30 protein-coding genes and 1 other RNA gene are annotated in these 24,757 nt (G+C 42.2%); 18 read left to right on the top strand and 13 right to left on the bottom strand.

Annotated elements, in window-relative coordinates:
* Positions 1–47 precede the first annotated feature (47 nt).
* The 6 genes from lptB to PAARA_RS08225 are packed head-to-tail and all read right to left on the bottom strand — an operon-like array spanning position 48 to position 4,332.
* The gene (lptB, locus tag PAARA_RS08200; RefSeq protein WP_062568557.1) at positions 48–773 is read right to left on the bottom strand and encodes an LPS export ABC transporter ATP-binding protein; all 726 of its coding nucleotides are present in this window, start codon (positions 771–773) and stop codon (positions 48–50) included.
* Positions 770–1,291 (bottom strand): lipopolysaccharide transport periplasmic protein LptA, encoded by a 522-nt coding sequence (lptA, locus tag PAARA_RS08205; protein ID WP_062568558.1) that lies wholly within the window; start codon positions 1,289–1,291, stop codon positions 770–772. Before lptA ends, lptB begins: the two co-directional genes overlap by 4 nt.
* Complete coding sequence (gene lptC, locus PAARA_RS08210) at positions 1,281–1,835, bottom strand: LPS export ABC transporter periplasmic protein LptC (RefSeq protein WP_062568559.1); 555 nt, start codon at positions 1,833–1,835, stop codon at positions 1,281–1,283. The genes lptA and lptC overlap by 11 nt, the downstream gene beginning before the upstream one ends.
* Complete coding sequence (gene kdsC, locus PAARA_RS08215) at positions 1,832–2,383, bottom strand: 3-deoxy-manno-octulosonate-8-phosphatase KdsC (RefSeq protein ID WP_062568560.1); 552 nt, start codon at positions 2,381–2,383, stop codon at positions 1,832–1,834. Before kdsC ends, lptC begins: the two co-directional genes overlap by 4 nt.
* A 2-nt stretch (positions 2,384–2,385) precedes the next feature.
* The gene (locus PAARA_RS08220; RefSeq protein WP_062568561.1) at positions 2,386–3,357 is read right to left on the bottom strand and encodes a KpsF/GutQ family sugar-phosphate isomerase; all 972 of its coding nucleotides are present in this window, start codon (positions 3,355–3,357) and stop codon (positions 2,386–2,388) included.
* A gap of 3 nt (positions 3,358–3,360) precedes the next feature.
* Positions 3,361–4,332 (bottom strand): calcium/sodium antiporter, encoded by a 972-nt coding sequence (locus PAARA_RS08225; RefSeq protein WP_062568562.1) that lies wholly within the window; start codon positions 4,330–4,332, stop codon positions 3,361–3,363.
* A gap of 246 nt (positions 4,333–4,578) precedes the next feature.
* On the opposite strand from PAARA_RS08225, the gene PAARA_RS08230 reads away from it, so the two are divergent.
* Genes PAARA_RS08230 through murA form a run of 7 tightly spaced genes read left to right on the top strand, consistent with a single transcriptional unit; the run spans position 4,579 to position 9,235 of the window.
* Positions 4,579–5,397 carry an ATP-binding cassette domain-containing protein gene (locus PAARA_RS08230; RefSeq protein ID WP_083515295.1) on the top strand — a complete coding sequence of 273 codons (819 nt, stop codon included), beginning with the start codon at positions 4,579–4,581 and terminating at the stop codon, positions 5,395–5,397.
* The gene (gene mlaE / locus PAARA_RS08235; protein ID WP_062568564.1) at positions 5,390–6,169 is read left to right on the top strand and encodes a lipid asymmetry maintenance ABC transporter permease subunit MlaE; all 780 of its coding nucleotides are present in this window, start codon (positions 5,390–5,392) and stop codon (positions 6,167–6,169) included. Before PAARA_RS08230 ends, mlaE begins: the two co-directional genes overlap by 8 nt.
* A 13-nt stretch (positions 6,170–6,182) precedes the next feature.
* A complete protein-coding gene (gene mlaD, locus PAARA_RS08240; protein WP_062568565.1) occupies positions 6,183–6,731 on the top strand; it encodes an outer membrane lipid asymmetry maintenance protein MlaD in 549 nt (182 codons plus the stop codon).
* 2 nt (positions 6,732–6,733) lie between these two features.
* The gene (locus PAARA_RS08245) at positions 6,734–7,411 is read left to right on the top strand and encodes an MlaC/ttg2D family ABC transporter substrate-binding protein (RefSeq protein WP_062568566.1); all 678 of its coding nucleotides are present in this window, start codon (positions 6,734–6,736) and stop codon (positions 7,409–7,411) included.
* The gene (locus tag PAARA_RS08250; protein WP_062568567.1) at positions 7,404–7,697 is read left to right on the top strand and encodes an STAS domain-containing protein; all 294 of its coding nucleotides are present in this window, start codon (positions 7,404–7,406) and stop codon (positions 7,695–7,697) included. The genes PAARA_RS08245 and PAARA_RS08250 overlap by 8 nt, the downstream gene beginning before the upstream one ends.
* A gap of 5 nt (positions 7,698–7,702) precedes the next feature.
* Positions 7,703–7,960 carry a BolA family protein gene (locus tag PAARA_RS08255; protein ID WP_062568568.1) on the top strand — a complete coding sequence of 86 codons (258 nt, stop codon included), beginning with the start codon at positions 7,703–7,705 and terminating at the stop codon, positions 7,958–7,960.
* Between the two features lie 15 nt (positions 7,961–7,975).
* Entirely contained in the window at positions 7,976–9,235 is a 1,260-nt protein-coding gene (murA, locus tag PAARA_RS08260) for a UDP-N-acetylglucosamine 1-carboxyvinyltransferase (protein WP_062568569.1), read from the top strand.
* A 55-nt stretch (positions 9,236–9,290) separates the two neighbouring features.
* Here the strand turns inward: murA and PAARA_RS08265 are convergent, their stop codons facing one another.
* From PAARA_RS08265 to PAARA_RS08275, 3 genes are all read right to left on the bottom strand, one after another.
* Positions 9,291–10,373 carry a trypsin-like peptidase domain-containing protein gene (locus PAARA_RS08265; protein ID WP_062568570.1) on the bottom strand — a complete coding sequence of 361 codons (1,083 nt, stop codon included), beginning with the start codon at positions 10,371–10,373 and terminating at the stop codon, positions 9,291–9,293.
* A gap of 98 nt (positions 10,374–10,471) precedes the next feature.
* Positions 10,472–11,824, bottom strand: coding sequence for a Do family serine endopeptidase (locus PAARA_RS08270; RefSeq protein ID WP_062568571.1), 1,353 nt, complete (start codon positions 11,822–11,824; stop codon positions 10,472–10,474).
* A gap of 166 nt (positions 11,825–11,990) precedes the next feature.
* A complete protein-coding gene (locus tag PAARA_RS08275) occupies positions 11,991–12,434 on the bottom strand; it encodes a Z-ring associated ZapG family protein (RefSeq protein ID WP_062568572.1) in 444 nt (147 codons plus the stop codon).
* Between the two features lie 176 nt (positions 12,435–12,610).
* On the opposite strand from PAARA_RS08275, the gene zapE reads away from it, so the two are divergent.
* From zapE to PAARA_RS08315, 8 genes are all read left to right on the top strand, one after another.
* Positions 12,611–13,699 carry a cell division protein ZapE gene (zapE, locus tag PAARA_RS08280; protein WP_062568573.1) on the top strand — a complete coding sequence of 363 codons (1,089 nt, stop codon included), beginning with the start codon at positions 12,611–12,613 and terminating at the stop codon, positions 13,697–13,699.
* A gap of 276 nt (positions 13,700–13,975) precedes the next feature.
* Positions 13,976–14,404 carry a 50S ribosomal protein L13 gene (gene rplM, locus PAARA_RS08285; RefSeq protein ID WP_062568574.1) on the top strand — a complete coding sequence of 143 codons (429 nt, stop codon included), beginning with the start codon at positions 13,976–13,978 and terminating at the stop codon, positions 14,402–14,404.
* An 8-nt stretch (positions 14,405–14,412) separates the two neighbouring features.
* A complete protein-coding gene (gene rpsI / locus PAARA_RS08290) occupies positions 14,413–14,805 on the top strand; it encodes a 30S ribosomal protein S9 (protein WP_095209788.1) in 393 nt (130 codons plus the stop codon).
* Between the two features lie 624 nt (positions 14,806–15,429).
* Positions 15,430–16,020 (top strand): ubiquinol-cytochrome c reductase iron-sulfur subunit, encoded by a 591-nt coding sequence (petA, locus tag PAARA_RS08295; RefSeq protein ID WP_062568575.1) that lies wholly within the window; start codon positions 15,430–15,432, stop codon positions 16,018–16,020.
* The gene (locus tag PAARA_RS08300) at positions 16,020–17,285 is read left to right on the top strand and encodes a cytochrome b (protein WP_062568576.1); all 1,266 of its coding nucleotides are present in this window, start codon (positions 16,020–16,022) and stop codon (positions 17,283–17,285) included. Before petA ends, PAARA_RS08300 begins: the two co-directional genes overlap by 1 nt.
* A complete protein-coding gene (locus PAARA_RS08305; RefSeq protein WP_062568577.1) occupies positions 17,282–18,019 on the top strand; it encodes a cytochrome c1 in 738 nt (245 codons plus the stop codon). The genes PAARA_RS08300 and PAARA_RS08305 overlap by 4 nt, the downstream gene beginning before the upstream one ends.
* A 79-nt stretch (positions 18,020–18,098) precedes the next feature.
* On the top strand, positions 18,099–18,725 hold the full coding sequence (sspA, locus tag PAARA_RS08310; RefSeq protein ID WP_062568578.1) for a stringent starvation protein SspA: 627 nt from the start codon (positions 18,099–18,101) through the stop codon (positions 18,723–18,725).
* On the top strand, positions 18,725–19,165 hold the full coding sequence (locus PAARA_RS08315; RefSeq protein ID WP_062568579.1) for a ClpXP protease specificity-enhancing factor: 441 nt from the start codon (positions 18,725–18,727) through the stop codon (positions 19,163–19,165). Before sspA ends, PAARA_RS08315 begins: the two co-directional genes overlap by 1 nt.
* Before the next feature lie 59 nt (positions 19,166–19,224).
* Here the strand turns inward: PAARA_RS08315 and dolP are convergent, their stop codons facing one another.
* The 4 genes from dolP to PAARA_RS08335 are packed head-to-tail and all read right to left on the bottom strand — an operon-like array spanning position 19,225 to position 22,682.
* Positions 19,225–19,791 carry a division/outer membrane stress-associated lipid-binding lipoprotein gene (dolP, locus tag PAARA_RS08320; RefSeq protein ID WP_062568580.1) on the bottom strand — a complete coding sequence of 189 codons (567 nt, stop codon included), beginning with the start codon at positions 19,789–19,791 and terminating at the stop codon, positions 19,225–19,227.
* The gene (locus tag PAARA_RS08325) at positions 19,784–20,377 is read right to left on the bottom strand and encodes an SIS domain-containing protein (protein ID WP_062568581.1); all 594 of its coding nucleotides are present in this window, start codon (positions 20,375–20,377) and stop codon (positions 19,784–19,786) included. Before PAARA_RS08325 ends, dolP begins: the two co-directional genes overlap by 8 nt.
* Positions 20,378–20,409: 32 nt before the next feature.
* Positions 20,410–20,781, bottom strand: coding sequence for a YraN family protein (locus PAARA_RS08330; RefSeq protein ID WP_062568582.1), 372 nt, complete (start codon positions 20,779–20,781; stop codon positions 20,410–20,412).
* Positions 20,782–20,804: 23 nt separating this feature from the next.
* Positions 20,805–22,682 carry a penicillin-binding protein activator gene (locus tag PAARA_RS08335; RefSeq protein WP_062568583.1) on the bottom strand — a complete coding sequence of 626 codons (1,878 nt, stop codon included), beginning with the start codon at positions 22,680–22,682 and terminating at the stop codon, positions 20,805–20,807.
* A gap of 61 nt (positions 22,683–22,743) precedes the next feature.
* Between PAARA_RS08335 and rsmI the strand changes: the two genes are divergently transcribed.
* From rsmI to PAARA_RS08350, 3 genes are all read left to right on the top strand, one after another.
* Positions 22,744–23,601 carry a 16S rRNA (cytidine(1402)-2'-O)-methyltransferase gene (gene rsmI / locus PAARA_RS08340; protein ID WP_062568584.1) on the top strand — a complete coding sequence of 286 codons (858 nt, stop codon included), beginning with the start codon at positions 22,744–22,746 and terminating at the stop codon, positions 23,599–23,601.
* A 42-nt stretch (positions 23,602–23,643) separates the two neighbouring features.
* Positions 23,644–24,009: RNase P RNA component class A (gene rnpB, locus PAARA_RS08345), an RNA gene on the top strand.
* Between the two features lie 384 nt (positions 24,010–24,393).
* Positions 24,394–24,636: an HP1242/YdcH family protein gene (locus PAARA_RS08350; RefSeq protein WP_062568585.1), complete on the top strand. Its 243-nt coding sequence runs from the start codon at positions 24,394–24,396 to the stop codon at positions 24,634–24,636.
* Positions 24,637–24,757 lie beyond the last annotated feature (121 nt).

Consider the following 24,757-nt stretch of genomic DNA (forward strand, 5'->3'; position numbering starts at 1 on the left):
TGTCATTATTGTAAGTCTAGCAGATGCTCTAGTCGGTGGTGTATTGGTTACAACCTGAATTGCTCGCCTAGATAAACATCGCGTACGGTTTGGTCTGCTAATACGTGTTCAGGCGTGCCTGATGCAATTAGCTCCCCATGAGAAACAATGTAGGCTTTTTCACAAACATCAAGGGTTTCTCGAACATTATGGTCAGTTATTAGTACACCGATACCACGGTTTTTCAAATGCTCTATAATTTTCTTTATATCTAACACTGAAATTGGATCAACACCAGCAAAAGGCTCATCTAGCAGAATAAATTTTGGATCTGCGGCTAATGCTCGCGCGATTTCAACACGGCGACGCTCGCCTCCTGATAGCGCCATACCTTGGCTATCTCGAATGTGCTGAATACTAAATTCATCAAGCAGGTTATTGAGTGTTTCTTCTCGTTGCTGTTTTTTAAGATCTTTACGTGTTTCAAGAATCGCCATCAGGTTTTGGTAGACCGTCAACTTTCTAAAAATGGATGATTCTTGGGGTAAATAGCCAATACCTAATCGAGCGCGATTGTGCATGGGTAATAAAGTGATGTCGTTGTCATCAATACTAATTTTACCTTTGTCGCTTGGCACTAGCCCTACAATCATGTAGAAGGTGGTGGTTTTACCTGCACCGTTAGGGCCTAGTAAGCCAACAATACTGCCAGCTTCGACTTCTAGTCCCACATTTTTGACAACTTGGCGACCCTTATAGCTCTTTGCTAACAGCTCTGCTTTCAATGTACTCATGGCTGGCCTTTATCATCTTTTTTATTATCAACAGGCACTAAGATTGTATGCACACGATCCGTTGAATTTTCGTCTTTTTCAGCACTAATGAGTTGTTGTTCCATGTCATAAGTTATACTTTTTGCACTGACTTTTTGCCCTGCTTGTGTCACTTGTGCATCGCCAACTAAAGTGAGTAAACGCTTTGCTACATCGTAACGTACTTCGTCTGCACTGGCGCTCATAACCGTGCCATCTTCTTGTTTTTCTTCAAAGTAGGCTGGCTTACCTGTGGCAATGATAAGTGAAACAGTACCATCAACCTCACCAGCATGTGCTTCTAGGCGATCTGCGGTAATACGACGATTACCATGGGTTATTTCTACATTTTCTTCAAAAATCCCGACTCCATTTTTTAACTGACCTACTTGGCGATCTGAGCTAATGCTGATAGGAGTACCCGCTTGGTCTGCAGCAGCGCTTGAAAACGCAATCAATAAGCTTGGGATTAGAAGTAATTTTTTAAGTTTATTGGTCATAGTATATGGTTCGTGTATGGTTAGTTAACTCGACGATTTCGGCTTTTAAATCAGCTTTTAAACCTTTACCGGTAATCTTTAAGTTTGGGCCTGTTAATGTAACAGGTTGTTTTGAGTACATGGTCATTTTTTCAATATCGACATTGATATTTTCTGCGTTGATATCTTCAATCATGCCATTATGAGTTAGATTTTTTGCAACAACGTCACCTTCAAAAATAAGTTGATCGTTTTCGTACAAGGTAGCCTCTTTTGCTTTCACCTGCCAAACCTGTTGATCCCCATAAATGGTAAAAATAGGCTGTTCAAAAAAAGTAAACCCTAATTGCTGGTATAGCTCCATTTTAGCCGCAGCGACTTTATGGCTGATGTTACCTTGCTCATCATACGCCGTTTGCTTTAGCGCAATGGCGGTGTAATCCGGTGTTGCGATTATCTCGTCTTCACTGTTTATTGCGCCTGTTGGTTGGCTAAAGTACGGATACCATAACCAGATCATGCAACAAACAAAAACAATACTCAGTAAAATACGGGCTATATTCATGCGCTGGTTCCATCAGTTGTTAACGCTTTCGCGTTTTCCAGCATTAATAAATCTGTAAGCTCTCGCACAGCGCCAAACCCTCCGGGTAACATGGTGGTGTAATGAGCGAGTCTTTTTATAAGTGGGTGAGCATCGTTTACAGCAACCGCAAAGCCTACTTTTTCCATGACAGGTAAATCAGGGCCATCATCACCGATATAGGCTATTTGCTCATCGCTCAAAGTCAGTTTGTCTTTTAATTCTTGATACGCAATAAGCTTGTTTTCTTGACCTTGATAAATGTGTTGTACTGTTAGGCTAGTCATGCGTTGCTGAACTATTTGTGAATGTCGCCCTGTAATAACCGCAACCTCAAAGCCACTATTTATTAATGCTTTAATACCAAAGCCATCTTTGGTATTGAACGCTTTGAGTTCTTCACCGTTATTTCCTAAGTAAATACGGCCATCAGAGAAAACGCCATCAATATCGCAAATGAGTAGTTTTATTTTCTGAGCACGTTGGCTTACATCGGTGCTTAATGGCTGATAAAGCTCGGCAAACGTCATCTTTAAAGTACCCCTGCTTTTAAAAGGTCTTGCATATTAAGTGCGCCAATCGGTGTATTACTTTCATCGATTATTATTAAACCGTTAATGCGTTTTCGTTCCATAATATTCAATGCTTCCGCAGCGAGCATATCAGCATGTGCGGTGGTGCATGAGCGCGTCATTACTTGGCTAATCGATGTGTTATGAATATCGACACGTTGCTCTAAAATACGGCGTAAATCACCGTCAGTAAACAGACCTGCAAGCTTTTTGTTTTCATCGACAATAGCTGTCATACCGAGGCCTTTGGCTGACATTTCTATTAGTGCATCTTTAACACTTTGGGATTCGGTAACGATAGGTGTGGCACTGCCAGTATGCATGACGTCTTCAAGGCTCAGTAATAAGCGCTTACCTAGGCTCCCCCCAGGGTGAGATAAAGCAAAATCATCGGCAGTAAAACCGCGCGCTTCAAGTAGGGCAACGGCTATCGCATCGCCCATAACTAATGTCGCAGTGGTGCTGGCAGTCGGGGCGAGGCCCAATGGACACGCTTCTTGGCTAACTTTGATGCACACATGGACATCCGATAGCTTCCCCATAGTTGAGTTAGGGTTACCTGTTAGAGATATCATTTTTGCGCCAATACGCTTAATAACAGGAATAATACCAAGCACTTCACTGGTTTCACCTGAATTTGAAATGCACATCACAACATCTTCACGTGTGATCATACCTAAATCACCATGACTCGCTTCACCTGGGTGAACAAAAAATGCAGGGGTGCCTGTACTTGCTAATGTAGCGGCTATTTTGTTGCCGATATGGCCTGATTTACCCATACCTATGACAATAATACGACCTGTGCAATGAAACATTAATTGGCAAGCATGTTCGAAATCAGCATTGATATACTGTTCAATTTCTCTTAATGCTTGCGCTTCAACTTCAAGAACTCGCTTACCTTGCGCAATAAAGCTTTGCTGCGTCATTTGTTATCCTATTTGACTGAAAATATAGCCTTGGTATGCAATAAATGCGACTAACAATAAACCACCTTCAATTCTATTGATACGACGAGCACCTCTTAAGTTCAATGACATAGCGATTAAAGCAATGGTTGCGCCAATCATAATCAAAGCATCTCGGTTAGCCGCTGAAGGGTCGATGATTGATGGGTTGATAATCCCTGCAAGAGGCAGTACCGCCAATAGGTTGAATAAGTTTGAGCCAACAATATTACCTAAGGCTAAATCATCTTCATTTTTTAGTACGCCGGCTATACAGGCTGCTAGTTCAGGTAAACTGGTGCCAATAGCAATGATGGTTAACCCAATCACCAAGTCGCTTAAGCCAAAGTATTTTGCAATATCTACTGCCGAGCCAACCAGAAAGTGTGAACTGATAGGAAGAAGGATCATACCTATGATAAGCCAAAATAAAGCTGAACCTGTAGAAACATTATCAGGGATGTCTTCACACGCTTCAGAAACGAAAGGGTCATCCGCTTGGTTTTTATCCCTTAAAGAAATAATAACTAAGCCTGCAATAAAAACAATAAAGCCAATAAGGAGCGCAACACCCTCAGCAAATGAGAAGAAGTTATCAGAGAATATGTACCAAGAAGCCACCGACACTAATAGTACTAGTGGCATCTCACGTTTGAGTGTTGTTGAAGAAACAGATAAAGGCCTTAACAGTGCTGTAATACCTAATACTAGTAAGATATTAGTAATATTAGAGCCAACAGCATTCCCTACCGCGGTATCTGTTTTGCCTGCAAGGGCTGCTGATGCTGACACCATCATTTCCGGTGCCGATGAACCCATGGCAACAACCGTAAGGCCAATGATTAGGGTTGGGATCCCCATGTTTTTTGCCAGTGCCGCTGCCCCGTAAACAAAACGGTCTGCACTCCATACAAGTGCGGCAAAACCGATAATTAAAATGACAAAAGAAGTCACCATTTTTATACGCCAATATTACTTAAACAGATGACTGCAAATAGTAACAAAAGCAAACCTGAAAGTATAAGTAAAAGAATAGACTGAATGTTTTAAATGGGTGTTTTTTGGAAACTAAATTTAAGCGTGTATTAAGTTCGACATTTCTAGCATAGATTATTTTGATAGAAAATATTACAAAATTTTACGATTTGTTTTTTCCATCTTGACTAAAAAACCCTTAAAATGGCAAAACTAGTGAAAAAAGTTATGGAGAGCGACTTGTCGCAATCAATAGTAGAAATCAAGGATGTAACCTTTTCACGGGGCGATAGAATCATATATAAAAATATGACTTTTAACATTCCGAAAGGCAAAATTACCGCTATTATGGGACCAAGCGGCATTGGTAAAACCACCATGTTACGCTTAATTGGTGGCCAACTTAAGCCTGACGCGGGTGACATTTTATTCGAAGGGCAGAGTATCCCTAATATGTCACGCAAGGCACTTTATGCTGCCCGTACAAAAATGAGCATGTTATTTCAAAGTGGCGCTTTGTTCACTGATATGACTGTATTTGATAACATTGCTTTTCCCTTACGTGAACACACGCAACTCAGTGAAGACTTAATTCGTCTTGTCGTGTTAATGAAACTACAAGCCGTTGGTTTACGTGGTGCACAAGATTTGATGCCATCTGAGTTATCGGGTGGTATGGCAAGGCGTGCTGCACTAGCGCGCTCTATTGCACTTGATCCTGAACTCATTATGTATGATGAGCCTTTTGCTGGCCAAGATCCTATTTCGATGGGGGTGTTAGTGAAACTCATAAAATCACTTAATCAGGTGCTCGGTTTATCCTCTTTAATTGTGACACATGATGTCACTGAAGTTTTAAGCATTGCAGACCATGTTATTATAATTGCTGAACAAGGGGTGATAGGCGAAGGCTCCCCTGAGCAAATGCAGAACCACGAGTCTGAATTAGTACAACAATTCTTAAAAGGTTTGTCTGATGGCCCCGTGCCTTTTCATTACCCAGCTCCTGAATACAGTGAAGAGTTATTAGGAGTGCGCAATGTTTGATCTTTTGCAAAAGCTAGGACATAAAACCTTAGGGCGTTTTGCGGCACTGGGTCGTTCTACACAAATGTTATTTGGCGCCTTAGTCAATAAGCCTAACTTTAAAAAGGGCACGCCTTTACTTATACGTCAGTTGTATATGGTGGGGTCGCAATCGCTGCTTATTATTATGGTGTCAGGCTTATTTATAGGCATGGTACTTGCGCTCCAAGGCTACACTGTATTAGTTGGTTATGGTGCTGAGGACAGTTTAGGTCCATTGGTTGCACTTAGCCTATTGCGTGAGCTTGGGCCTGTGGTTACAGCACTGCTTTTTGCTGGTCGAGCGGGAAGTGCTTTAACGGCGGAAATCGGTCTAATGAAAGCAACAGAGCAACTATCGAGTCTAGAGATGATGGCAATTGATCCGCTCAAGCGAATTATTGCACCTCGATTCTGGGCTGGCTTCATTAGTATGCCCATATTGGCACTTATTTTTTCTGCGGTAGCTATTATAGGCGCTCATTTAGTGGGTGTTGATTGGCTTGGTGTTGACTCGGGTAGCTTCTGGTCAATCATGCAATCGCAGGTGTCGTTTCAACAAGATATCGTAAACGGCATGATTAAAAGTTTTGTTTTTGCCATGATCGTGACTTGGATTGCTCTGTATAAAGGGTATGACTGCATCCCAACCTCAGAAGGGATAAGCAAAGCCACAACAGAAACCGTTGTGCACTCGTCACTGGCAGTATTAGGTTTTGACTTTATTTTAACAGCGGTAATGTTTACCAGCTAATTAGGGTATAAAGATGAATTCACGGAAATTAGAAATTTTAGTTGGCTTTTTTGTAGCCCTTGGTATTGCCGCATTTGCGCTGTTAGCATTTAAAGTCGCCAATGCGGGGATCAGCGGTAATGGTGAGACCTACCAGCTTAATGCCAAGTTTGAAAATATTGGCTCTTTAAAAGCGCGTGCGCCAATTAAAGTGGGGGGGGTTGTTGTGGGGCGTGTCGAGTCTATCTCCATTCATCCTAAAGAGTTTGTTCCTGTGGTTAACATGGCTATTGATGCGAACTATTTATGTAAGTTTTCGGACACGACATCAATCTCTATTTTAACGTCAGGTATTTTGGGTGAGCAATATTTAGGTATCAATCCTGTTATTGCGCCACAGTCAGCTGAGCAACGTTGCATGGGAAGTGAAGTCACTGCCGATGAGCAAGATGCAGGCTTAGATGAACTATTTGGTGTCGAGAGTAAAGCATTAGCTGATGGTGATTATATTACTGATACTAAATCAGCATTAGTACTTGAAGAACTAATCGGTCAGTTCTTATTCAACCAGGGTGGTGAGTAATTATGTTTAAGAAATTTTTGTTATGTTTAAGTGCTGTATGTGCACTAAGTGCCAACGCGGCTGAACCAACCGTCGATTTAAAAGATCCATATAAAATGGTGCGTGAAGTGTCTGACAATACATTCGCACGCATTACTAAAGATCAGCCATTAATTGCTAAAGACAAAGAGCACTTGCGTGTTATCGTTGAAGAAGAATTGATGCCATACATTGATTATAAATACGCAGCGCTGCGTGTTTTGGGTAATCATGTTTCAAAAGTAAGAGCAATCGAGGATAAGGCTGAAAAAGCAAAAGCAATTAAAGAGTTACAGCGCTTTATTGACGTGTTTCAAAAGTATTTAATTGCGACATATGCAGGTGTATTCACACAATATACAAATCAAAGTGTAGAGTTTGGCCCTGCTCAGCCTTTTAAAGGTCAAGACGTTGTTTTAGTTAAGACAAAAATTGTTGAGTCGGGCAAACCTGATATCAAAATTGATTTTAAAGTACGTGAAGATCGTGATGGTGATTGGCGCGCTTACGATATGATTGCAGAAGGGATCAGTTTACTGGATGCAAAGCAAAGTGAGTTCCAAGGTATCTTACGTCAACAAGGTATTGAGCATGTGAGTGACTTACTAGAGCAAAAGAGCCAACTGCCAGTGCAATTTAGAGGTGAAGGTGGGAATGAGTAAAGTATCGATTACTCAACTCGATGATGACCAATTTCGCGTCAGCGGTGAACTGACTCGAAATTCTATCGGTCATGAACGACTTCTGAATATGAAGCCACAAACTAAGCATAAAACATGGTATTTTGACCTTTCTGAGGTCTCTAGGGTTGACACGGCGGGCTTAGCTTGGTTAATTCATTCTTTCGCAGAATTAAAGCAGCAAGGTGTGCGCCTTGAGCTGAAAAACAGCCCTGATCAACTGCAGAAATTAATGCAATTAGGTCAGGTCACAAACCTTTTTGAGTGAGATTTATGGAAACAAGCCAAGTCGAAACGTTATTACGCGACGAATTAAAATTAGATGAAGTAATTGTTAAAGCAAACGGTAGTCACTATGAAGTGATTGCTGTTGGTGAGTGTTTTGATGGTTTATCTCGCGTTAAAAAGCAGCAACTGGTATATGCTCCATTAATGGCGACTATCTCAGACGGTACCATCCACGCAGTGTCAATCAAAGCATTTACACCAACAGAGTGGAAACGCGAACAAAAATTTATACTTCCACAATAGTCACAGGACCTCCTCATGGATCAATTTGTTATTCAAGGTGGTACATCACTGGCAGGTGAAGTCACTATCTCAGGCGCTAAAAATGCCGCTCTGCCAATCCTTTTTGCTGCACTGTTGGGACAAGGCAAAAGTACCTTTAGTAATGTTCCTCGCTTGCGCGATATCGGTACCACAGAAGCCTTGTTAAAAACGCTGGGCGCAAATGTCGAGTGGCAACAAGATAAGCTTGTAATTGATGGCGCAACAGTCAATAAGACACTTGCACCTTATGAATTAGTAAAGCAGATGCGTGCCTCGGTTTTAGCTTTAGGGCCGCTGGTTGCGCGTTTTGGCGAAGCCCAAGTATCACTGCCTGGCGGCTGTGCAATTGGTGCTCGTCCGGTTGATATCCATATTCAGGGCCTTGAGCGCATGGGCGCGGCGATTAAGGTTGAAAACGGTTATATAAATGCCAAAGTTGACGGTCGCTTAAAAGGTGCTGAGATTTTCATGGAAATGGTCAGTGTCGGCGCTACTGAAAACTTATTAATGGCGGCAACGCTGGCTGATGGTAAAACCGTACTTGAGAATGCAGCCCGTGAGCCTGAAATTACCGACCTTGCTAATTGCTTAATCGCAATGGGCGCAAAGATCACTGGTGCAGGTACGAGCCGAATCGAAATTGAAGGCGTTGAGTCGCTATCTGGTTGTGAATATAGCATATTGCCAGATCGTATTGAGACAGGCACCTTCTTGGTTGCAGCGGCAATGGCCGGAGGCGAGGTACTGTGTAAAAATACCCACTACCATAGCCTTGATCCTGTGATTGAAAAACTGCGTGCTACCAATGCATTGGTTGAAGTGACAGATAACAGTATTTACCTAGACATGCGCGGCCGTGATTTAAAAGCCGTGAATATCAAAACCATGCCACACCCAGGTTTTCCAACAGATATGCAAGCACAATTTACTGCACTCAATGTTGTGGCAAAAGGCAGTGCAACAATCACAGAAACTATCTTCGAAAACCGTTTTATGCACGTGCCTGAGTTGCAGCGTATGGGGGCTAATATTCGTTTAGAGGGCAATACAGCGATTTGTGGAGATACCGATAAGTTGTCAGGTGCACAAGTAATGGCAACGGATCTACGCGCTTCAGCGAGCCTTATCTTAACGGGGATTGTAGCGCAAGGTGAAACGATTGTTGATCGTATTTATCACGTTGATCGTGGTTACCAGCGCATTGAGGATAAACTTAGCGCGCTGGGTGCTAATATTAAGCGCCGCTCAAATTAGTTAGAAAACGTTAAGTGTAAAAAAGGCCTAATACTAAGTTAGGCCTTTTTTGTGCTTATAATTTGGTTTCGAGTTCAGCAACTGTCACCATGATTTTCAATATTTTACCATCACGGTAGAGCTCAAATTCAATTTCTTTACCAGGTTCCGTGTTCCCAATTTTTTCAAGAACTTGCTGTGGGTTAGCGACCGATAAACCGGCGATCTTAATCACAATATCTTGCTCTTTAATACCCGCTTGCCAGGCAGGGCCTAGGGGATCGAGGTTATTAATACGCATTCCAGTGACGGGGGTGTAGTTGTCACTCACATCTTTACCCGTGCTATCAACAGCTGTACCCGTAAAGCCAAGATAGCCTCTGACAACTCGGCCGTGTTTAATCAGTTTGTCCATAATATCCTTCGCCAGTGAGTAGGGCACTGCAAAGAAAATACCTTGTATATCTAAATTTTCACGGGTTTTAAATTGTGCAGAAGTAATACCGACTAAGTCACCCCGAGAATTAACTAATGCGCCACCGGAGTTACCCACGTTTATCGCAGCGTCCATCTGGAGCAAGTTATTGTAAGGACTATCTGTAATTTTTTGTTTTCCTGTTGCACTGATAATACCTTGAGTAATTGTTTGCCCTAAATTAAGTGGATTACCAATCGCTAAAACAACATCACCAACGCGAGGCTTGAAGTCATCATTAATCGGGATAACAGGTAAATGATCAGAATTGATCTTTAATAAGGCCAAGTCAGTGATTGTATCAAAGCCAATTAACTGAACATCATAGAAGCGACGACCATCAGTTAAGATAACAATGATTTGATCGGCATTATTAATGACATGGTAGTTCGTTAAAATATACCCGTCTTGCGACATGATTACACCAGAGCCAAGCTCTTGAATGGTATTTTGTCGCTTGTAACGAGGTTGATTACTGATGCTCTCTGAAAAAATAGTCACTACCGAAGGCGCTGCACGATGGACTGCGTCCGCAAAACTCATATGTTGAGTGGATATTGCATCCGGTAGGCTGACATTCGGAAACAGCGCCGCGCGCATCGTAGGACTGAGCAAAACGACTAAAAAGGCAATGCCTAAGCCTGTGAAAAGTGGTGGAAGAATAAATTTTAAAAGTTTAAGCACAGTATTCTTATTATCAGTGAGCAATCCCTTAATGATGGCACAAAAAAAATAACAGCGGCAAGCACCACTGTTATTTTTTCATGATTAATCAATTAAGTTTATTGGATAAGAACAAAAATAAGCTCTCTTCCACGTTTTACACCTAGGACAATATTGCCTTGGGTGTTTTCAATAATCTTATGCATATCTCGGATATTCTCAACGCGTTGTCGGTTGACTTGCATGATCACATCTCCCTCTTCCAAGCCTACTCGTGCTGCTGGTGAGCGAGCTTCTACCGAGGTAACCTCTACGCCTTTACCATCACTTTTTTGCGTGTTTTCAAGGGTTGCGCCTTGGAAAGCAGGGTGGGTTTCTTCGCCAGCGGACACTGAGCTTGCTGCACCATCTAAGGTAACGCTCACTGTTTTAACTTTACCATCACGATAAATGCCCAGTTTGACTTTTTTACCTTCACCTAGGGTAGCTATCTTACTGCGCAGTTCATGAAAACCACTGATCTCGCTACCATCAACACTAATAATGACATCACCAGCCTTTATGCCTGCTTTACTCGCTGCGGTATCATCCATTACTTGCATCACATAAGCACCTTGTTTCACATCGAGCTTTTGCGCTTTAGCAAGGCCTGCATCAAGTGGACGACCTGAAATACCTAGTGAGCCACGTCGAACCTCACCGTGCTCAATAATTTGGTCAACAAGGTTTTTCATCATGGTTGATGGAATGGCAAAACCAATACCTACGTTACCGCCTGAGGCGCCTAAAATAGCCGTATTGATACCAATTAGTTCACCGTTTAGGTTAACTAAGGCGCCGCCAGAGTTACCTTGGTTAATAGCAGCATCGGTTTGAATAAAGTCTTCATAGCCTTCTATATTTAAACCGCTGCGGCCAAGGGCACTGACGATACCTGATGTCACGGTGTGACTTAAACCAAATGGGTTACCAATCGCAACGGCAAAGTCACCCACACGAAGTTTATCTGAATCGGCAATCTTCAGGGCTGTTAAGTCTTCGGCATCAATTTGCAGCAATGCGACATCAGACTCTTTATCACTACCGATTTTTGTTGCTTCATACTCACGACCGTCCTCTAACGTGACGACCATTTTTTCTGCGTCTTCGATCACATGGTTGTTGGTGACTACATAACCCTCTTTTGCATCAATGATTACACCTGACCCAAGACCGCTAAACTGGCGTTTTTGGCTACCACCTCGGGGGACACCAAAAAAGTCATCAAAGGGTGTTGCACGGCGGCGTACTTCTTTTGAGCCAGAAACTTGGATACTGACAACCCCAGGGGTGATCTGTTCAAGCATAGGCGCTAAGGTAGGTAACTGTTGACCATTAACTGCAATAGGAAGTTTTGCAGTTGCAATCGCCGGACTCAATAATAAGCTTGACGATAAAAGGGCAGCACTAATAACAGATAATTTCATTTTCATAGTCTGGGTTTACTCCACTTCAGAGATTTCAGAGTTAAAGCAAATGAGGCGTGTTAATTTTTGATGTTAACTCGCCCAAAAAGAAAAAGGCTGCGTAAGCAGCCCTTTTCTTGGTTTAGATATAAAGCTGTTATACCTAAAGACTATGGGGTCAAAAAAAAGTTCATCAAGAGGCTTTAGAATGTTCTGAAACTTTATTTTCACCGGCAAACAAGCCACTCTCACCAACAACGTAGTCAGCTGGCTGAGCCTCGGCGTTTGAGCGATCGCTGCTGCGATCTTTTAATGAGTTTTGTAGCTGCTCAGTGGTTTCTTTCGAAAAGAAAGGCTCAGCAGGGTGCTGCTTCTTATCAGCAAGTAATAACTTATTTGTTTCTTCAACATGGTTAAGCAATTGGTCATAGTTATCCTTCATTTTAGATACTAGTTTACCTGTGCTTGCGAGATGATCAGCAACATCTTGGCGATATTGCTCAAGTGCATTGTTGGCTTGTTCAACTTGCTCTTCTAATTCGTCTTGTTTAAATTGCTTTTTAGTTACAAATGCGCCAATGAAGAATGCCGAGATTGCAACAATGATTAAAATACCTATCCAGGTAATAGTACCCATAAACCTACCCCTTTGGGAAAAATAACAAAAACTATGCTGTTGAAGCCTTTATAGTCCAATCTATATTAAAAAAAGCTTAATGTGATTGTGAAATCATACTGCGGGTTAATATACCCTGAGATACGATGCGTGTTAATATACTGTGCAAATTTAACTGTGTTTTATTGTAACGACCTATGACTCCTTGGCAAAAATACCAACAAGATTTACAGCGAGAAGACTTTGTACATGATGTAGCGCAAGAAAATGCAGTGCGCCATTTGCAAAGACTCTATGATGACCTAACGGCAGACAAACCCGCCGCGAAGGGATGGTTTGCCAAACTATTCTCTAAAGATAGCACGCCTAGCATAAAAGGGCTGTATTTTTGGGGCGGAGTGGGCAGAGGTAAGACCTATTTAGTTGATACGTTTTACGAAGCTTTACCCACCGAACGTAAAATGCGTGTGCACTTTCACCGTTTTATGCATCGCGTGCATGATGAGCTTAAAAAGTTAAAAAACACCCGTAATCCATTGAACGTTGTTGCCGATATCTTTAAGTCCGAAACAGACATTATCTGTTTCGATGAGTTCTTTGTACAAGATATTACCGATGCAATGCTGCTAGGTGGTTTGATGGAAGCATTATTTGAACGCGGCATTGTGCTCGTTGCGACGTCAAACATTGTGCCTGATGAGCTGTATCGTAACGGTTTACAACGGGCCCGTTTTTTACCAGCGATTGAGTTGGTAAAAGCGAATACCGAAATCGTCAATGTTGATTCTGGCATTGATTACCGATTACGTACACTAGAGCAGGCTGAGATTTTCCATAGCCCGCTTGATAAGCAGGCTGATGAAAATTTATTTGAATATTTCGATAAATTGTCGCCTGAGCCAGGTGTGCTTGATAAGGCAATTGAAATTGAAGGGCGGATGATCAAAACCCGTAAAGTTTCAGACTGTATTGCCATGTTTGAGTTTAGTGAACTGTGCGAAACAGCTCGCAGTCAAGTCGATTATATGGAAATAAGCCGACTTTATAATACGGTGATTTTGTCGAACGTAAAAGCACTTGGTCAGGCTAATGATGATGCGGCACGTCGTTTTATCGCCTTAGTGGATGAATTTTATGAGCGTCATGTAACCCTGATTATCTCTGCTGAAAAGCCAATTACAGAGTTGTACAGCGATGGAAATTTAAATTTTGAATTTAAGCGTTGCATTAGCCGATTACAAGAAATGCAATCGCTCGAATATTTAGCAAAAGAGCATTTGGCATAAAGCTGTTGGCGCAATTTCTTTCTTTGAAATGTGCCTGACAAGCCTAGCGGCTATGCTTTATTTTTTAGAATAAAAAACGACCATCATATAGCAATGTGGTTTAAGTGCTGGTATACTCCCGCGTCTGCCACGTTGCGTTCTATTGCCTGATATTAGTTTAGCCTCTAATTGATGGCTCAAAGTCTTAAACTCGAAGGGGTTAAAGCATTCAACTTAGAGCGGTAATTAATGATAATTACCTGTGGTTTTAAATAAGAAAACATTGGATTTTAATAAATGAAAACGTTTGTTGCTAAGCCAGAAACAGTAAAACGTGACTGGTACGTAGTTGACGCTGAAGGTAAAACTTTAGGTCGCATCGCTACTGAAATCGCTCGTCGCCTACGCGGTAAGCATAAAGCTGAGTACACTCCTCACGTAGATACTGGTGATTACATCATCGTTATCAACGCAGAGAAAGTGACTGTTACTGGTAATAAAGCAAAAGACAAAATGTACCACGCTCATACTGGTTTCCCAGGTGGTCTTAAGTCTACTACTTTCGACAAGCTTCAAGCTGCAAAGCCTGAAATGATTATCGAAAAAGCTGTTAAAGGCATGTTGCCACGTGGTCCTTTAGGCCGCGCAATGTACCGTAAACTTAAAGTTTACGCGGGTACTGAGCACAACCATGCTGCACAACAGCCTCAGGTTCTAGACATTTAAGGAGCACTATCATGGCAAATCAATACTACGGTACAGGTCGTCGTAAAAGTTCAAGTGCTCGCGTATTCTTACGCCCAGGCACTGGTAACATCGTAATCAACAAGCGCTCTCTAGAAGAGTACTTTGGTCGTGAGACTGCTCGCATGGTTGTTCGTCAAGCATTAGAGCACGTAGAAATGACTGAAAAGTTTGACCTACACATCACTGTTTCAGGTGGTGGTACTACTGGTCAAGCTGGTGCTATCCGTCACGGTATCACTCGTGCACTTATGGAGTTTGACGAGTCACTACGTCCTACACTTCGTAAAGCAGGTTTCGTTACACGTGATGCACGTAAAGTTGAGCGTAAGAAAGTGGGTCTTAAGAAAGCACGTAAGCGTCCACAATTCTCAAAACGTTAATATTTACGTTTATCAGAATACCAAAAACCCAGCTTCGGCTGGGTTTTTTGTTTTCGTGTAAAAAGTGTATTGATTTATTCAGCCGCCACGGTTAACTCACAAACCATATTCTCATTCCTCACTTTAAGTGGCTGACTCTCAATTCGTTATAGAGGGGGAGCAAAATCAAGCATCCTTTACGCACAGATGTTTCTTTTTTTCGCTCGATATTTAACCGCTCTTAGTAATTCCTACGTATTACAGTAAAAAAACTTCATGATTTAGCAAAATTAGCTTAAATCCATCAGTTAATTGATGAATTTTTTTGCTACAATTGGAGGGCAAGTAATGTGAGTGAGTTCAACAACAGCTAATACAGAATTCTGTTTCCTCTTAGTGAGGTTGATCTTGGTCAGTATATTGTTTTTTTATATGCGTTATCATAAATAGCGGCTTCATACTCGAGCTAACCCAAATTAATAAAGTATTAAAACGGGTTTATTCAAGCATGAGACTGTGAATAACCTTGTTTTAATCAAGGCTTTTAATTATGATCGCGTCTATTTTGAAATTTCTAAAAATTAACCTGCTGTAACTGATGTTCTCAATATGGCAAGTGTTGGGAATCATAGTGGAGATAAGTGGATGAGCAATGCGCCTGTAGACAATGGCCGACGTCGCTTTTTAACCATAGCTACCTCTGTTGTTGGTGGTGTTGGTGCGGCTGGGGCTGCTGTTCCTTTTATTGCGTCTTGGAATCCAAGTGAGCGAGCTAAATCTGCGGGTGCGCCTGTAGAAGTAGATATCAGCAAGCTTGAGTCAGGACAATTAATACGTGTCGAGTGGCGTGGTAAGCCTGTATGGGTTATATCACGTACCCCGAGAATGCTTGAACAGATGAAAGAGCATGAAGGTCAACTTCGTGATCCTGCATCTGAAGAGCCTCAACAACCTGAATCATCAACCAATGAATACCGTTCACAACGACCAGAGATTTTCGTTGCTGTGGGTATTTGTACACACTTAGGTTGTTCTCCGAGCTTCTTACAAGGTGGCTTTGGTGAAAAAGTAGAGGGCACAGATGACGGTTTCTTCTGTCCGTGTCATGGTTCTAAATTTGATATGGCTGGTCGTGTATTCCAATCTGTACCTGCGCCATTAAATCTAGAAATCCCTCCGTACACCTTCATTGATGACACGACTATCTTAGTCGGTGAAGAAGAAGGAGTGGCATAATGTTTGGTAAAATTATTGGTTGGATCGACGATCGTATTCCAATGACACGTGTTTGGAACATGCATATCGCACAGTATCCAGCACCAAAAAACTTTAACTTCTGGTACTTCTTTGGCTCATTAGCCATGTTAGTACTTGTTAACCAAATCGTAACGGGTATTTGGTTAACAATGAACTTCGTGCCGTCTGCTGAGGGTGCTTTCGCATCGGTAGAATACATCATGCGTGATGTTGAATACGGCTGGTTACTTCGTTACCTTCACTCAACAGGTGCTTCAGCGTTCTTTATCGTTGTTTATCTGCACATGTTCCGTGGCATGATCTACGGCTCTTACCAAAAACCACGTGAGTTACTGTGGTTATTCGGTATGTTCATCTTCTTAGCACTTATGGCTGAAGCTTTCATGGGTTACTTACTTCCTTGGGGACAAATGTCTTTCTGGGGCGCACAGGTAATCATTTCACTATTCGGTGCGATTCCGGTTATTGGTGATGACTTAACGCTTTGGATCCGTGGTGACTACGTAATCTCTGGTGCAACGCTTAACCGCTTCTTCGCGCTTCACGTAATTGCGTTACCTTTAGTTATCGTTATTTTAGTATTCTTACACATTGTTGCACTCCACGAAGTGGGTTCAAACAACCCAGATGGTGTTGAAATCAAGCGTAAGAAAGGTTCTGTTGCTGAAGAAGATAAACCTAAATTCAAATTCCACGAGTATTACACCAACAAGAAAGACATTGTTGATGCAATCCCGTTCCACCCTTACTACACAGTAAAAGATATTGTGGGTGTGGTTGGTTTCTTAATCTTATTCTGTTGGGTTGTATTCTTTATGCCTGCGATGAATGGTTTCTTCTTAGAAGCGCCAAACTTCGAAGCTGCGAACCCACTGAAAACACCTGAGCACATTTTCCCTGTTTGGTACTTCACGCCATTCTATGCGATTCTGCGTGCTATCCCAGATAAACTAATTGGTGTTATCGCGATGGGTGCATCTATCGTAGTGCTTGCGTTACTACCTTGGATTGACCGTGGTTCGGTTCGCTCTATTCGTTATCGTTGTGGCTTACACAAGTTAAACATTGCTCAATTCGTGGTAACTTTCATTATCTTGGGTTGGGTTGGTGCAACACCACAAACTGATTTCAAAACGCTGTTATCACAAATCACGACTGTGACATACTTCATGTTCTTCGTATTGTTATTTGTTTACAGTAAGAATGAGAAAACTAAGCCATTACCAACGAGGTTGACGAAATGATGAAAAAGCTAATTATCGGTTTATTCGCATTGTTGCCATCGTTGACAATGGCAGCAGGTCCTTCGGTTCCGTTAATGGATGCGAACATTGACCTAAAAGACAATGCGTCTTTACAACGTGGTGCTAAATTGTTCATGAACTACTGTCTTGGTTGTCACCAAATGCAGTATCAGCGTTATGAACGTACGTTCCGCGATATCGGTATTCCTACTGAAATTGGTCAAGAACAACTTATTTTTGACGGTTCAAAAGTAGGTAGCCATATCAAAAACGCGATCGGTAAAGAAGATGCTGCTAAGTGGTTTGGTGCTGCGCCACCAGACTTAACACTTGTAGCACGTGTTCGTGGAACTGACTGGATTTATACATATCTGAAGTCGTTCTATAAAGACGAATCACGTCCGTTTGGCGTAAATAATATTGTTTTCCCATCGGTAGGTATGCCTCATGTTCTTCAAGAGCTGCAGGGTTTACCAACACCAATCACTGAAGAAGTCGAAGAACATGGTCATACTGTGACTAAAGTTGTTGGCACTGAAACAGATGGTACCGGTGAAATGAGTGACGATGAGTACGACCGTGCTGCTCGTGACTTAACTAACTTCTTGGCTTATGTTGGCGAACCGTCACGTTTAGAGTCAGAAGCGTTAGGTCTTAAGGTAATTGGTTTCCTAGTGATTCTATTTATCTTGGCATTCATGCTGAAGAAAGAATACTGGAGAGATGTTCACTAATCCTGGGCATGTTGAAAGGTAATTTTGTGATAGGGGCTTAAGCCCCTATTGCTGTTTTTGTAATATAATGGAGGTAGGCATGGCCGTAGCTGCCAATAAGCGCCCTGTAATGACCCTGTTTTCTGGTGCTAACTGTATGTATAGCCATCAAGTACGTATTGTACTTGCTGAAAAAGGTGTAAGTGTTGACATTCACCTGGCTGAAAAGGATAACCTGCCAGAAGCACTTCATGAAATTAACCCTTACGGTACAGTACCCACACTGATCGATCGTGAGCTTGGTTTATATCAGGCAAACATCATCATGGAATACCTTGATGAACGTTTTCCTCATCCTCCACTAATGCCAGTTTATCCGGTTATGCGTGGCCGTAGTCGTCTAATGATGCATCGCATTGATACTGACTGGTATAGCTTAGCTAACAAAATATCAAGCGGTAGCAGTGAAGCAGCTCAAGCGCGTAAAGAGCTGACAGAAGCATTACTTGCAATTGCTCCTATCTTCTCTGAAGCGCCTTACTTCATGAGTGAAGAGTTCAGCCTAGTTGATTGTTACTTAGCGCCACTACTTTGGCGTTTACCAGAACTTGGTATAGAGCTTACTGGTGCAGGCGCGAAAGAGCTTAAAGAATACATGTTGCGTTTATTTGAGCGCGAATCATTCCAAGCTTCACTAACTGAAGCTGAGCGTGAGATCCGTTTATAATGACGCCTAATCGTCCTTATTTACTACGCGCTTTCTTTGATTGGATTGTTGATAATCAGTGCACACCGCATTTAGTTGTGAACGCTGATTTTCCTGCTGTACAAGTGCCAACTCAGTTTGTTCAAGACGGCCAGATCGTTTTAAACATTAGCCCATCGGCAGTTACAAATTTTGCTATGGATAACCAACAGCTAAGCTTTAATGCGCGCTTTGGTGGACAGCCTATGCAAGTATACGTACCCATGGGCGCTGTACTCGCAATTTACGCACGTGAGAATGGTGAAGGGACTGTATTTACTGCAGAAGAATTCATCGAGGACGAAGAAGAGTTTGCTCCGGTATTAGAAAGTGTTGAAACACCTGACGATATTACGCCAGATGATGAGCCGCCGACTAAACCAGAGAAGAAAAAAGGGTCTCACTTACGAGTGATTAAATAACCTTTCAGACTTACAAAAAACCCGCTTCGTAGCGGGTTTTTTATTATTAGTGGTAAAAGTTATAGGTATTCGAATACCTTAATGACTCGTTCAACACCTGAAACATTACGTGCCACTTCAACGGCTAAATTAGCTTCTGTATTGCTCACTAAGCCCATTAAAAAGACTTCGCCATTCTCTGTGACCACTTTTATATTATTGCTACTGATGTTCTCTGTAGTGAGTAATTGCGTTTTTACTTTTGATGTTAGCCATGAGTCGTGAGTTTGTGTGCTCATACCAATATTTGAGCTTATACGAATTTGGTTATGAATTTTACGTATGCCATCCACGCCTTCGATAGCACGTTGTGCTTCGTTTTTCATTTCTTGGTTAGCAACTTGCCCAATCATCAGTACAATGCCATTCACACTGATTACATTGACATTAGCAAACTTGTGTAGGCGCTCATTTTCACTTATAGCAATAGAGCTTTTAATTTCAATGTTGTTGTCATCAATTTGTGAGCCTATTGTACGGCGATCATTGGCTGAGGTGACAGCACCTGCTGTGCCAGCAACGACTGCTGCAGCGCAACCCTGTAGAAGTAATACGGTACTTATGACAATAAGAGACTGTTTAAACATTGTTTTCTTCCTGTGGGAATAAGGTTAAATCAATAAGCTCACCTAAGCAGTGTAAATTAACGAGATGAGATTCAACAATTCGACTTGGGCGTTTTGAAGGGACGCGGATCTCTACATCGTTAGGGCCTAATAAACCAACTAATTCTCCGCCATCATCACCGACTAATACAATGACTTTCATATCGCGGGTTAGCGCAGCCTCTACAGCAGAAATAATTTGTTTCTCATTGCCATTCACTGCAATAGCGAGTAATAAGTCACCTTCTTGAGCAAAAGCGCGAATTTGTCTCGCAAAAGCTTCATGTTCATCGTTATGATTGCTTTGGCCAAGGTTAACTTGCTCTTGCGCAAGCGCAACAGCGGGTAGGCAAGGGCGTTCAGTTTCATAAAAGTTAATCAGTAAGCCTGCCATATGTTGTGCAAGCATATGGCAGCTGGCGGTACCGCAGCAAAGTAACTTATTTCCATTTATAAGACTTTGTGCAATGGTAAATGCTGCAGACTCAAGAGCACTTGGCAAAACTTCACCAGCGGCTATTTGGACTTGAATATTTTCGGTAAAAATCTTTTTAATAGTTTCTTGCATAACCTACCAATAAGGCTTGTTGGCCTTTGATGTTAATATACATTTCTAAACCAGTTTATTTCACTATCTTGTTCACCTGTTATGGCGACGTAATCAATGCGCATACGCTGGTTGGGTAATTTTTTATCTGCAAGGTAATGGGCGATAGTTCGCCTAAGCCGTTGCTGCTTTTGTTGGCTAAGCGCATAATTCGCGCCACCACGAAGTTTGTTCTTTCTAAACTTCACTTCGACAAATACGAGTGTATTGCCTTCTCGCATAATGAGATCAAGCTCACCATATTGGCATAAGTAATTACACTCAATGGTTTTTAAGCCGTGCTGCTTCAGGTAGCTTTCGGCTTGCTTTTCATAATATAAACCTTTCTCGCGGCTATTTTGCCATAACTCTTTGAACCACGACATGACCTCATCCTTGAATCTTATTGCTATTCTGCAGAGCTAATCCCTGAAGCTGATTGCATGAATAACGGTATAGGTTGCTCAGTTGCTAAATCAACAGCAATAATTTGTTTATTCTTATATTGCGCCCAATCTAAAGAGCGTGTGACATGGCCATTGCTGGCAATGCTCAACTCGCCGCTGATACCATTAAAGCGCTTGCCTGCAACCATACTCAATTGTTTTACGCTTCCTAGCATACTGGTTGCATCATAGGTCATCGCAAATAAACGCTGGTTAATATCGGCATTTTCAGGCCAAAGGCGCTCATATTGCTGACGCAAGTTATGTTGCTTTATTTGACCTTCGAGCATCCAAGGGAGTTCCGTGAAATAAAGGCCATCTAGGTCACCTTTGTCAGTTCTATCTATTTGCTTACTATGACTTTTTGAACTAGCGTAAAGCGGAATACGTTCAGCAAAAGTACTGACATTAACATCTAAGTAAGGCTTAATTAGGCGTGTCTCAGTTGCATCTCCAAGAATATAGATAACATCCACATCGCTACGCGATCGCGTTTCGCTCTCAACCTCTTGCCTAAATAATGACTTAACTACTTTAATGCGCTCTTTACTTTGGTCTACTTCTAATAAGCCTGTAATAGTTTTAGGCATATCATCTTTACTAGCGTAAAAGCCAACTTGTGGTTTAACCTCACTATAGCGTTGCCACTGCTGGTTGAAGTATTCAACTAAGCGTTGGCCATTACTATTATTTGGTGCCAGCAGCATAGGTTTTTGGTAACCCGCTGTTAAAAAGCGCTCAAGTGCTTGTTGCACTTCATGTTCAGGGTTTAAAGCAAAGAAAAAGTGCTGTTGAGACACTCGTTCACCATCAAACGTATTTAGGTGCATAACAGGGTAATCAATAAGTGTTTGCGCTGTGCTTAATTTTTCAATATTGCTTTTGAGTAAAGGGCCAATAACAAAATCGGCTTTAAATTCACTGAGTTTTAGGGCAATTTCTGCCGCTGACAGCGATTCGTCTATAAATAAGGTTTCTTCTAGCGGATTGTTATCAAGTGCAGCGAGTACTCCTGCTTTGAGTGCATCGCCTAAACGTTCATTCGCGCCTGACTGTGGAATAAGCACCGCTAAACGGTTGACATTAAGAGGCTCAACTTGCACAAGCTCAGTGACTTTCTTAGGTAAAACCTCTGCGGCAGGGTGACCTGGATAGCGTCGCATCCAGTTGTTCATCGCTTGATGCAATTCAACCGGCGCCCCTAAATATACTTGATGATAAAGCGCTAAATTAACCCAACCTTGTTGCACAACAGAACCGCGGTTAAAGCGCTCTAGTGCATACGATGAAAGCTGAGTAAGGCTATGCCATAAATCCTGATTTAAATTTGCAACGCTAAAGTTGTTATCATTACTAATTGTTGAAGCCGCAAAATAATAGGGCATGGCTTGTTTTGGCAAACCTTGTGATGCGTAAACTCGACCCGTTAAATACTGATGCCAAGCCTTATGTTCAGGCAGACTTAGCTCAGGCTCAAGTACTCGTAGTTGCTCAAGTGCAAGATCGCTTTTACCTTGCTGCTCTTGTGCTAACGCAATATAAAGCTTGTTTTGAATTTGGTCTACGCTGGGAGTTGCTTCAAGCTCTAAACAGATATTTTCTAAAAGAGACCAACGCTCTTCACTAATCGCTGCATCTCGGGCTGTATAAAGTAGTTGGATTTTATCAGCACCTTGGCGATTAAGTGCCGTTTGATACATAGATTGTGCGTCGGTTAATTGTGACAGAGCACTACTCGATTGGCTCGATGGATTTTCTGTACTATTTGATGGTTTTTCGGTTGTGCTACAAGCCGATAACCCTGACAATACAATTAATAGACTAACAAGTTTAAGTCGCACAATGATTTCCCAATACGTTAACGCGATTTGCTTATATTACTGACTGACGCAGGAGACCTCAATGTTAAATGAGGACAATTCAGATAAAATCGGCACTCTTTACATTGTTGCCACGCCTATTGGTAACTTTGATGACATTAGCCAGCGTGCCATTCAAACCCTATCTGAGGTTGACTTAATAGCCGCTGAAGATACTCGTCATACGGGGAAGTTGTTAAGCCACTTTAATATCAAAGCAAAAACCTTTGCTTTACATGATCATAACGAGAAACAAAAAGCGCAGCAAATAGTTGACTGGCTTGAGCAGGGAATGAACATTGCACTGGTATCAGATGCCGGCACACCATTAATTAGCGACCCAGGTTATGCAGTTGTCAATTTATGTCGTGAACAAGGCGCACATGTAACGCCTGTGCCTGGTGCTTGTGCTGCGATCACTGCGGTATGCTGCTCAGGCTTACCAACTGACCGTTTTCAGTTTATTGGATTTACGCCAGCAAAAAGTAAAGCCAGACAAACTTTTTTTATGGAAGCGGTAAACTCAGGTATAACCAGCATCATGTATGAAAGCACCCACCGTATTATGGCAAGCCTTGATGATTTAGAAGAGGCGCTCGGCTCAGAGCAGCCTGTGGTGTTTGCGAAAGAGCTAACAAAAACCTTCGAAACCTTCTTTAACGGCAGCGTTGCCGAGCTAAAGCAGTTTTTAACAGATGATCCAACTAAGCAGCGCGGCGAAATTGTGCTTATGCTCCCAGGTAAGGCGAAGCAAAGTGATGATATTCCAGAAGATGCGCGCCGTATGCTTGCTTTACTCGAAGCCGAAATGCCACTGAAAAAAGCCTGTGGTGTCGTAGCTGAGTATTTTGGGTTGAAGAAAAACGCACTTTATAAAGCAATTATTGACGAAAAAGACTAATTCTTTACTGCATAGACGTGCGCGCTCAGGTATACTGCGCGCCGAGTCAGCCGAGATAATCGCTGCCTGCAACGAAAATGCGCAGGGGGAGGAAAGTCCGGGCTCCACAGGGCAGGGTGCCAGCTAACGGCTGGGGGGCGCGAGCCTACGACAAGTGCAGCAGAGAGGAGACCGCCAACTTCGGTTGGTAAGGGTGAAAGGGTGCGGTAAGAGCGCACCGAGCCACTGGTAACAGTTGGTTGCAAGGTAAACTCCACCCGGAGCAAGACCAAATAGGGTTCTATCATTTTAAATAATGAACGCGTGGCCCACGTGAGAACCGGGTAGGTTGCTTGAGCCATAGAGCAATTTATGGCCTAGACGAATGATTATCCACGACAGAACCCGGCTTACTGGCTGACTCACCAAATCATATTAAAGCCCCGCAGCGATGCGGGGCTTTTGTTTTTCTGGGGGGAGAAAATCCACTCCGCGCATACAAAACAGCGGCTTATTGGCTGACTCACCAAATTAGATTAAAGCCCCGCAGCGATGCGGGGCTTTTGTTTTTTTGGGGAAGAAAATCCACTCCGCGCATACAAAACATCGCTTACTGGCTGACTCATCAAATTAGATCAAAGCCTCGCAGTAATGCGGGGCTTTTTGCTTTCTAAATCACAAGCAATTTTTAACCAAGTACTATTATTCCCTAATCGCCACCATTATTGATCTCGGACAAGGTTGCGACGTTGACTCTATTTTGCACAATGTTACAGTGAATTTGAAATCTAATTCTAGTCAAAGGAGTTGCCCATGCTAGGTGAAAAACACTCGTTATTGAATGAATTCCCAGAGTTTAATGAATTAATCCACAACCTTGCTAAAAGTGATGCGCACTTTAAAAATACCATGCAGCGATATGATGACATGGATAAAGAAATTAGAGAGCTTGAGCTCAATAGTTCTCCGATCGAAGACAGTGAAATGCATGAAAAGAAACATCAAAGAGCGGCGCTGAAAGATAAGCTGTATGATTTCTTGAAGACCAAGGCATAAAATCAAATCACACCTAATACCTCTTGCACTTATGACTCTCGCTGACAAGGGGTGTTATTTCCAGTTAACTCTAATTTAAGCCTTTCTAACGCTTTTAATTCCCTTATTTTCAATAGTTTTA

Origin of the sequence: Pseudoalteromonas arabiensis (genome assembly GCF_001550155.1) — a bacterium.
Classification (GTDB): Bacteria; Pseudomonadota; Gammaproteobacteria; order Enterobacterales; family Alteromonadaceae; genus Pseudoalteromonas; species Pseudoalteromonas arabiensis.

Bases quoted from the DNA above. Each gene is read 5' to 3' on its own strand.
- PAARA_RS08275 (WP_062568572.1), bottom strand. From the start codon at position 12,434: ATGGGTACTATTACCTGGATAGGTATTTTAATCATTGTTGCAATCTCG.
- PAARA_RS08315 (WP_062568579.1), top strand. From the start codon at position 18,725: ATGACGCCTAATCGTCCTTATTTACTACGCGCTTTCTTTGATTGGATT.
- kdsC (WP_062568560.1), bottom strand. From the start codon at position 2,383: ATGACGTTTGCCGAGCTTTATCAGCCATTAAGCACCGATGTAAGCCAA.
- PAARA_RS08300 (WP_062568576.1), top strand. From the start codon at position 16,020: ATGTTTGGTAAAATTATTGGTTGGATCGACGATCGTATTCCAATGACA.
- lptC (WP_062568559.1), bottom strand. From the start codon at position 1,835: ATGAATATAGCCCGTATTTTACTGAGTATTGTTTTTGTTTGTTGCATG.
- petA (WP_062568575.1), top strand. From the start codon at position 15,430: ATGAGCAATGCGCCTGTAGACAATGGCCGACGTCGCTTTTTAACCATA.
- zapE (WP_062568573.1), top strand. From the start codon at position 12,611: ATGACTCCTTGGCAAAAATACCAACAAGATTTACAGCGAGAAGACTTT.
- PAARA_RS08270 (WP_062568571.1), bottom strand. From the start codon at position 11,824: ATGAAAATGAAATTATCTGTTATTAGTGCTGCCCTTTTATCGTCAAGC.
- rsmI (WP_062568584.1), top strand. From the start codon at position 22,744: ATGTTAAATGAGGACAATTCAGATAAAATCGGCACTCTTTACATTGTT.
- PAARA_RS08255 (WP_062568568.1), top strand. From the start codon at position 7,703: ATGGAAACAAGCCAAGTCGAAACGTTATTACGCGACGAATTAAAATTA.
- PAARA_RS08330 (WP_062568582.1), bottom strand. From the start codon at position 20,781: ATGTCGTGGTTCAAAGAGTTATGGCAAAATAGCCGCGAGAAAGGTTTA.
- murA (WP_062568569.1), top strand. From the start codon at position 7,976: ATGGATCAATTTGTTATTCAAGGTGGTACATCACTGGCAGGTGAAGTC.
- lptA (WP_062568558.1), bottom strand. From the start codon at position 1,291: ATGACCAATAAACTTAAAAAATTACTTCTAATCCCAAGCTTATTGATT.
- mlaE (WP_062568564.1), top strand. From the start codon at position 5,390: ATGTTTGATCTTTTGCAAAAGCTAGGACATAAAACCTTAGGGCGTTTT.
- PAARA_RS08220 (WP_062568561.1), bottom strand. From the start codon at position 3,357: ATGACGCAGCAAAGCTTTATTGCGCAAGGTAAGCGAGTTCTTGAAGTT.
- PAARA_RS08325 (WP_062568581.1), bottom strand. From the start codon at position 20,377: ATGCAAGAAACTATTAAAAAGATTTTTACCGAAAATATTCAAGTCCAA.
- PAARA_RS08305 (WP_062568577.1), top strand. From the start codon at position 17,282: ATGATGAAAAAGCTAATTATCGGTTTATTCGCATTGTTGCCATCGTTG.
- PAARA_RS08350 (WP_062568585.1), top strand. From the start codon at position 24,394: ATGCTAGGTGAAAAACACTCGTTATTGAATGAATTCCCAGAGTTTAAT.
- PAARA_RS08250 (WP_062568567.1), top strand. From the start codon at position 7,404: ATGAGTAAAGTATCGATTACTCAACTCGATGATGACCAATTTCGCGTC.
- sspA (WP_062568578.1), top strand. From the start codon at position 18,099: ATGGCCGTAGCTGCCAATAAGCGCCCTGTAATGACCCTGTTTTCTGGT.
- rplM (WP_062568574.1), top strand. From the start codon at position 13,976: ATGAAAACGTTTGTTGCTAAGCCAGAAACAGTAAAACGTGACTGGTAC.
- PAARA_RS08245 (WP_062568566.1), top strand. From the start codon at position 6,734: ATGTTTAAGAAATTTTTGTTATGTTTAAGTGCTGTATGTGCACTAAGT.
- PAARA_RS08230 (WP_083515295.1), top strand. From the start codon at position 4,579: ATGGAGAGCGACTTGTCGCAATCAATAGTAGAAATCAAGGATGTAACC.
- lptB (WP_062568557.1), bottom strand. From the start codon at position 773: ATGAGTACATTGAAAGCAGAGCTGTTAGCAAAGAGCTATAAGGGTCGC.
- mlaD (WP_062568565.1), top strand. From the start codon at position 6,183: ATGAATTCACGGAAATTAGAAATTTTAGTTGGCTTTTTTGTAGCCCTT.
- dolP (WP_062568580.1), bottom strand. From the start codon at position 19,791: ATGTTTAAACAGTCTCTTATTGTCATAAGTACCGTATTACTTCTACAG.
- PAARA_RS08225 (WP_062568562.1), bottom strand. From the start codon at position 4,332: ATGGTGACTTCTTTTGTCATTTTAATTATCGGTTTTGCCGCACTTGTA.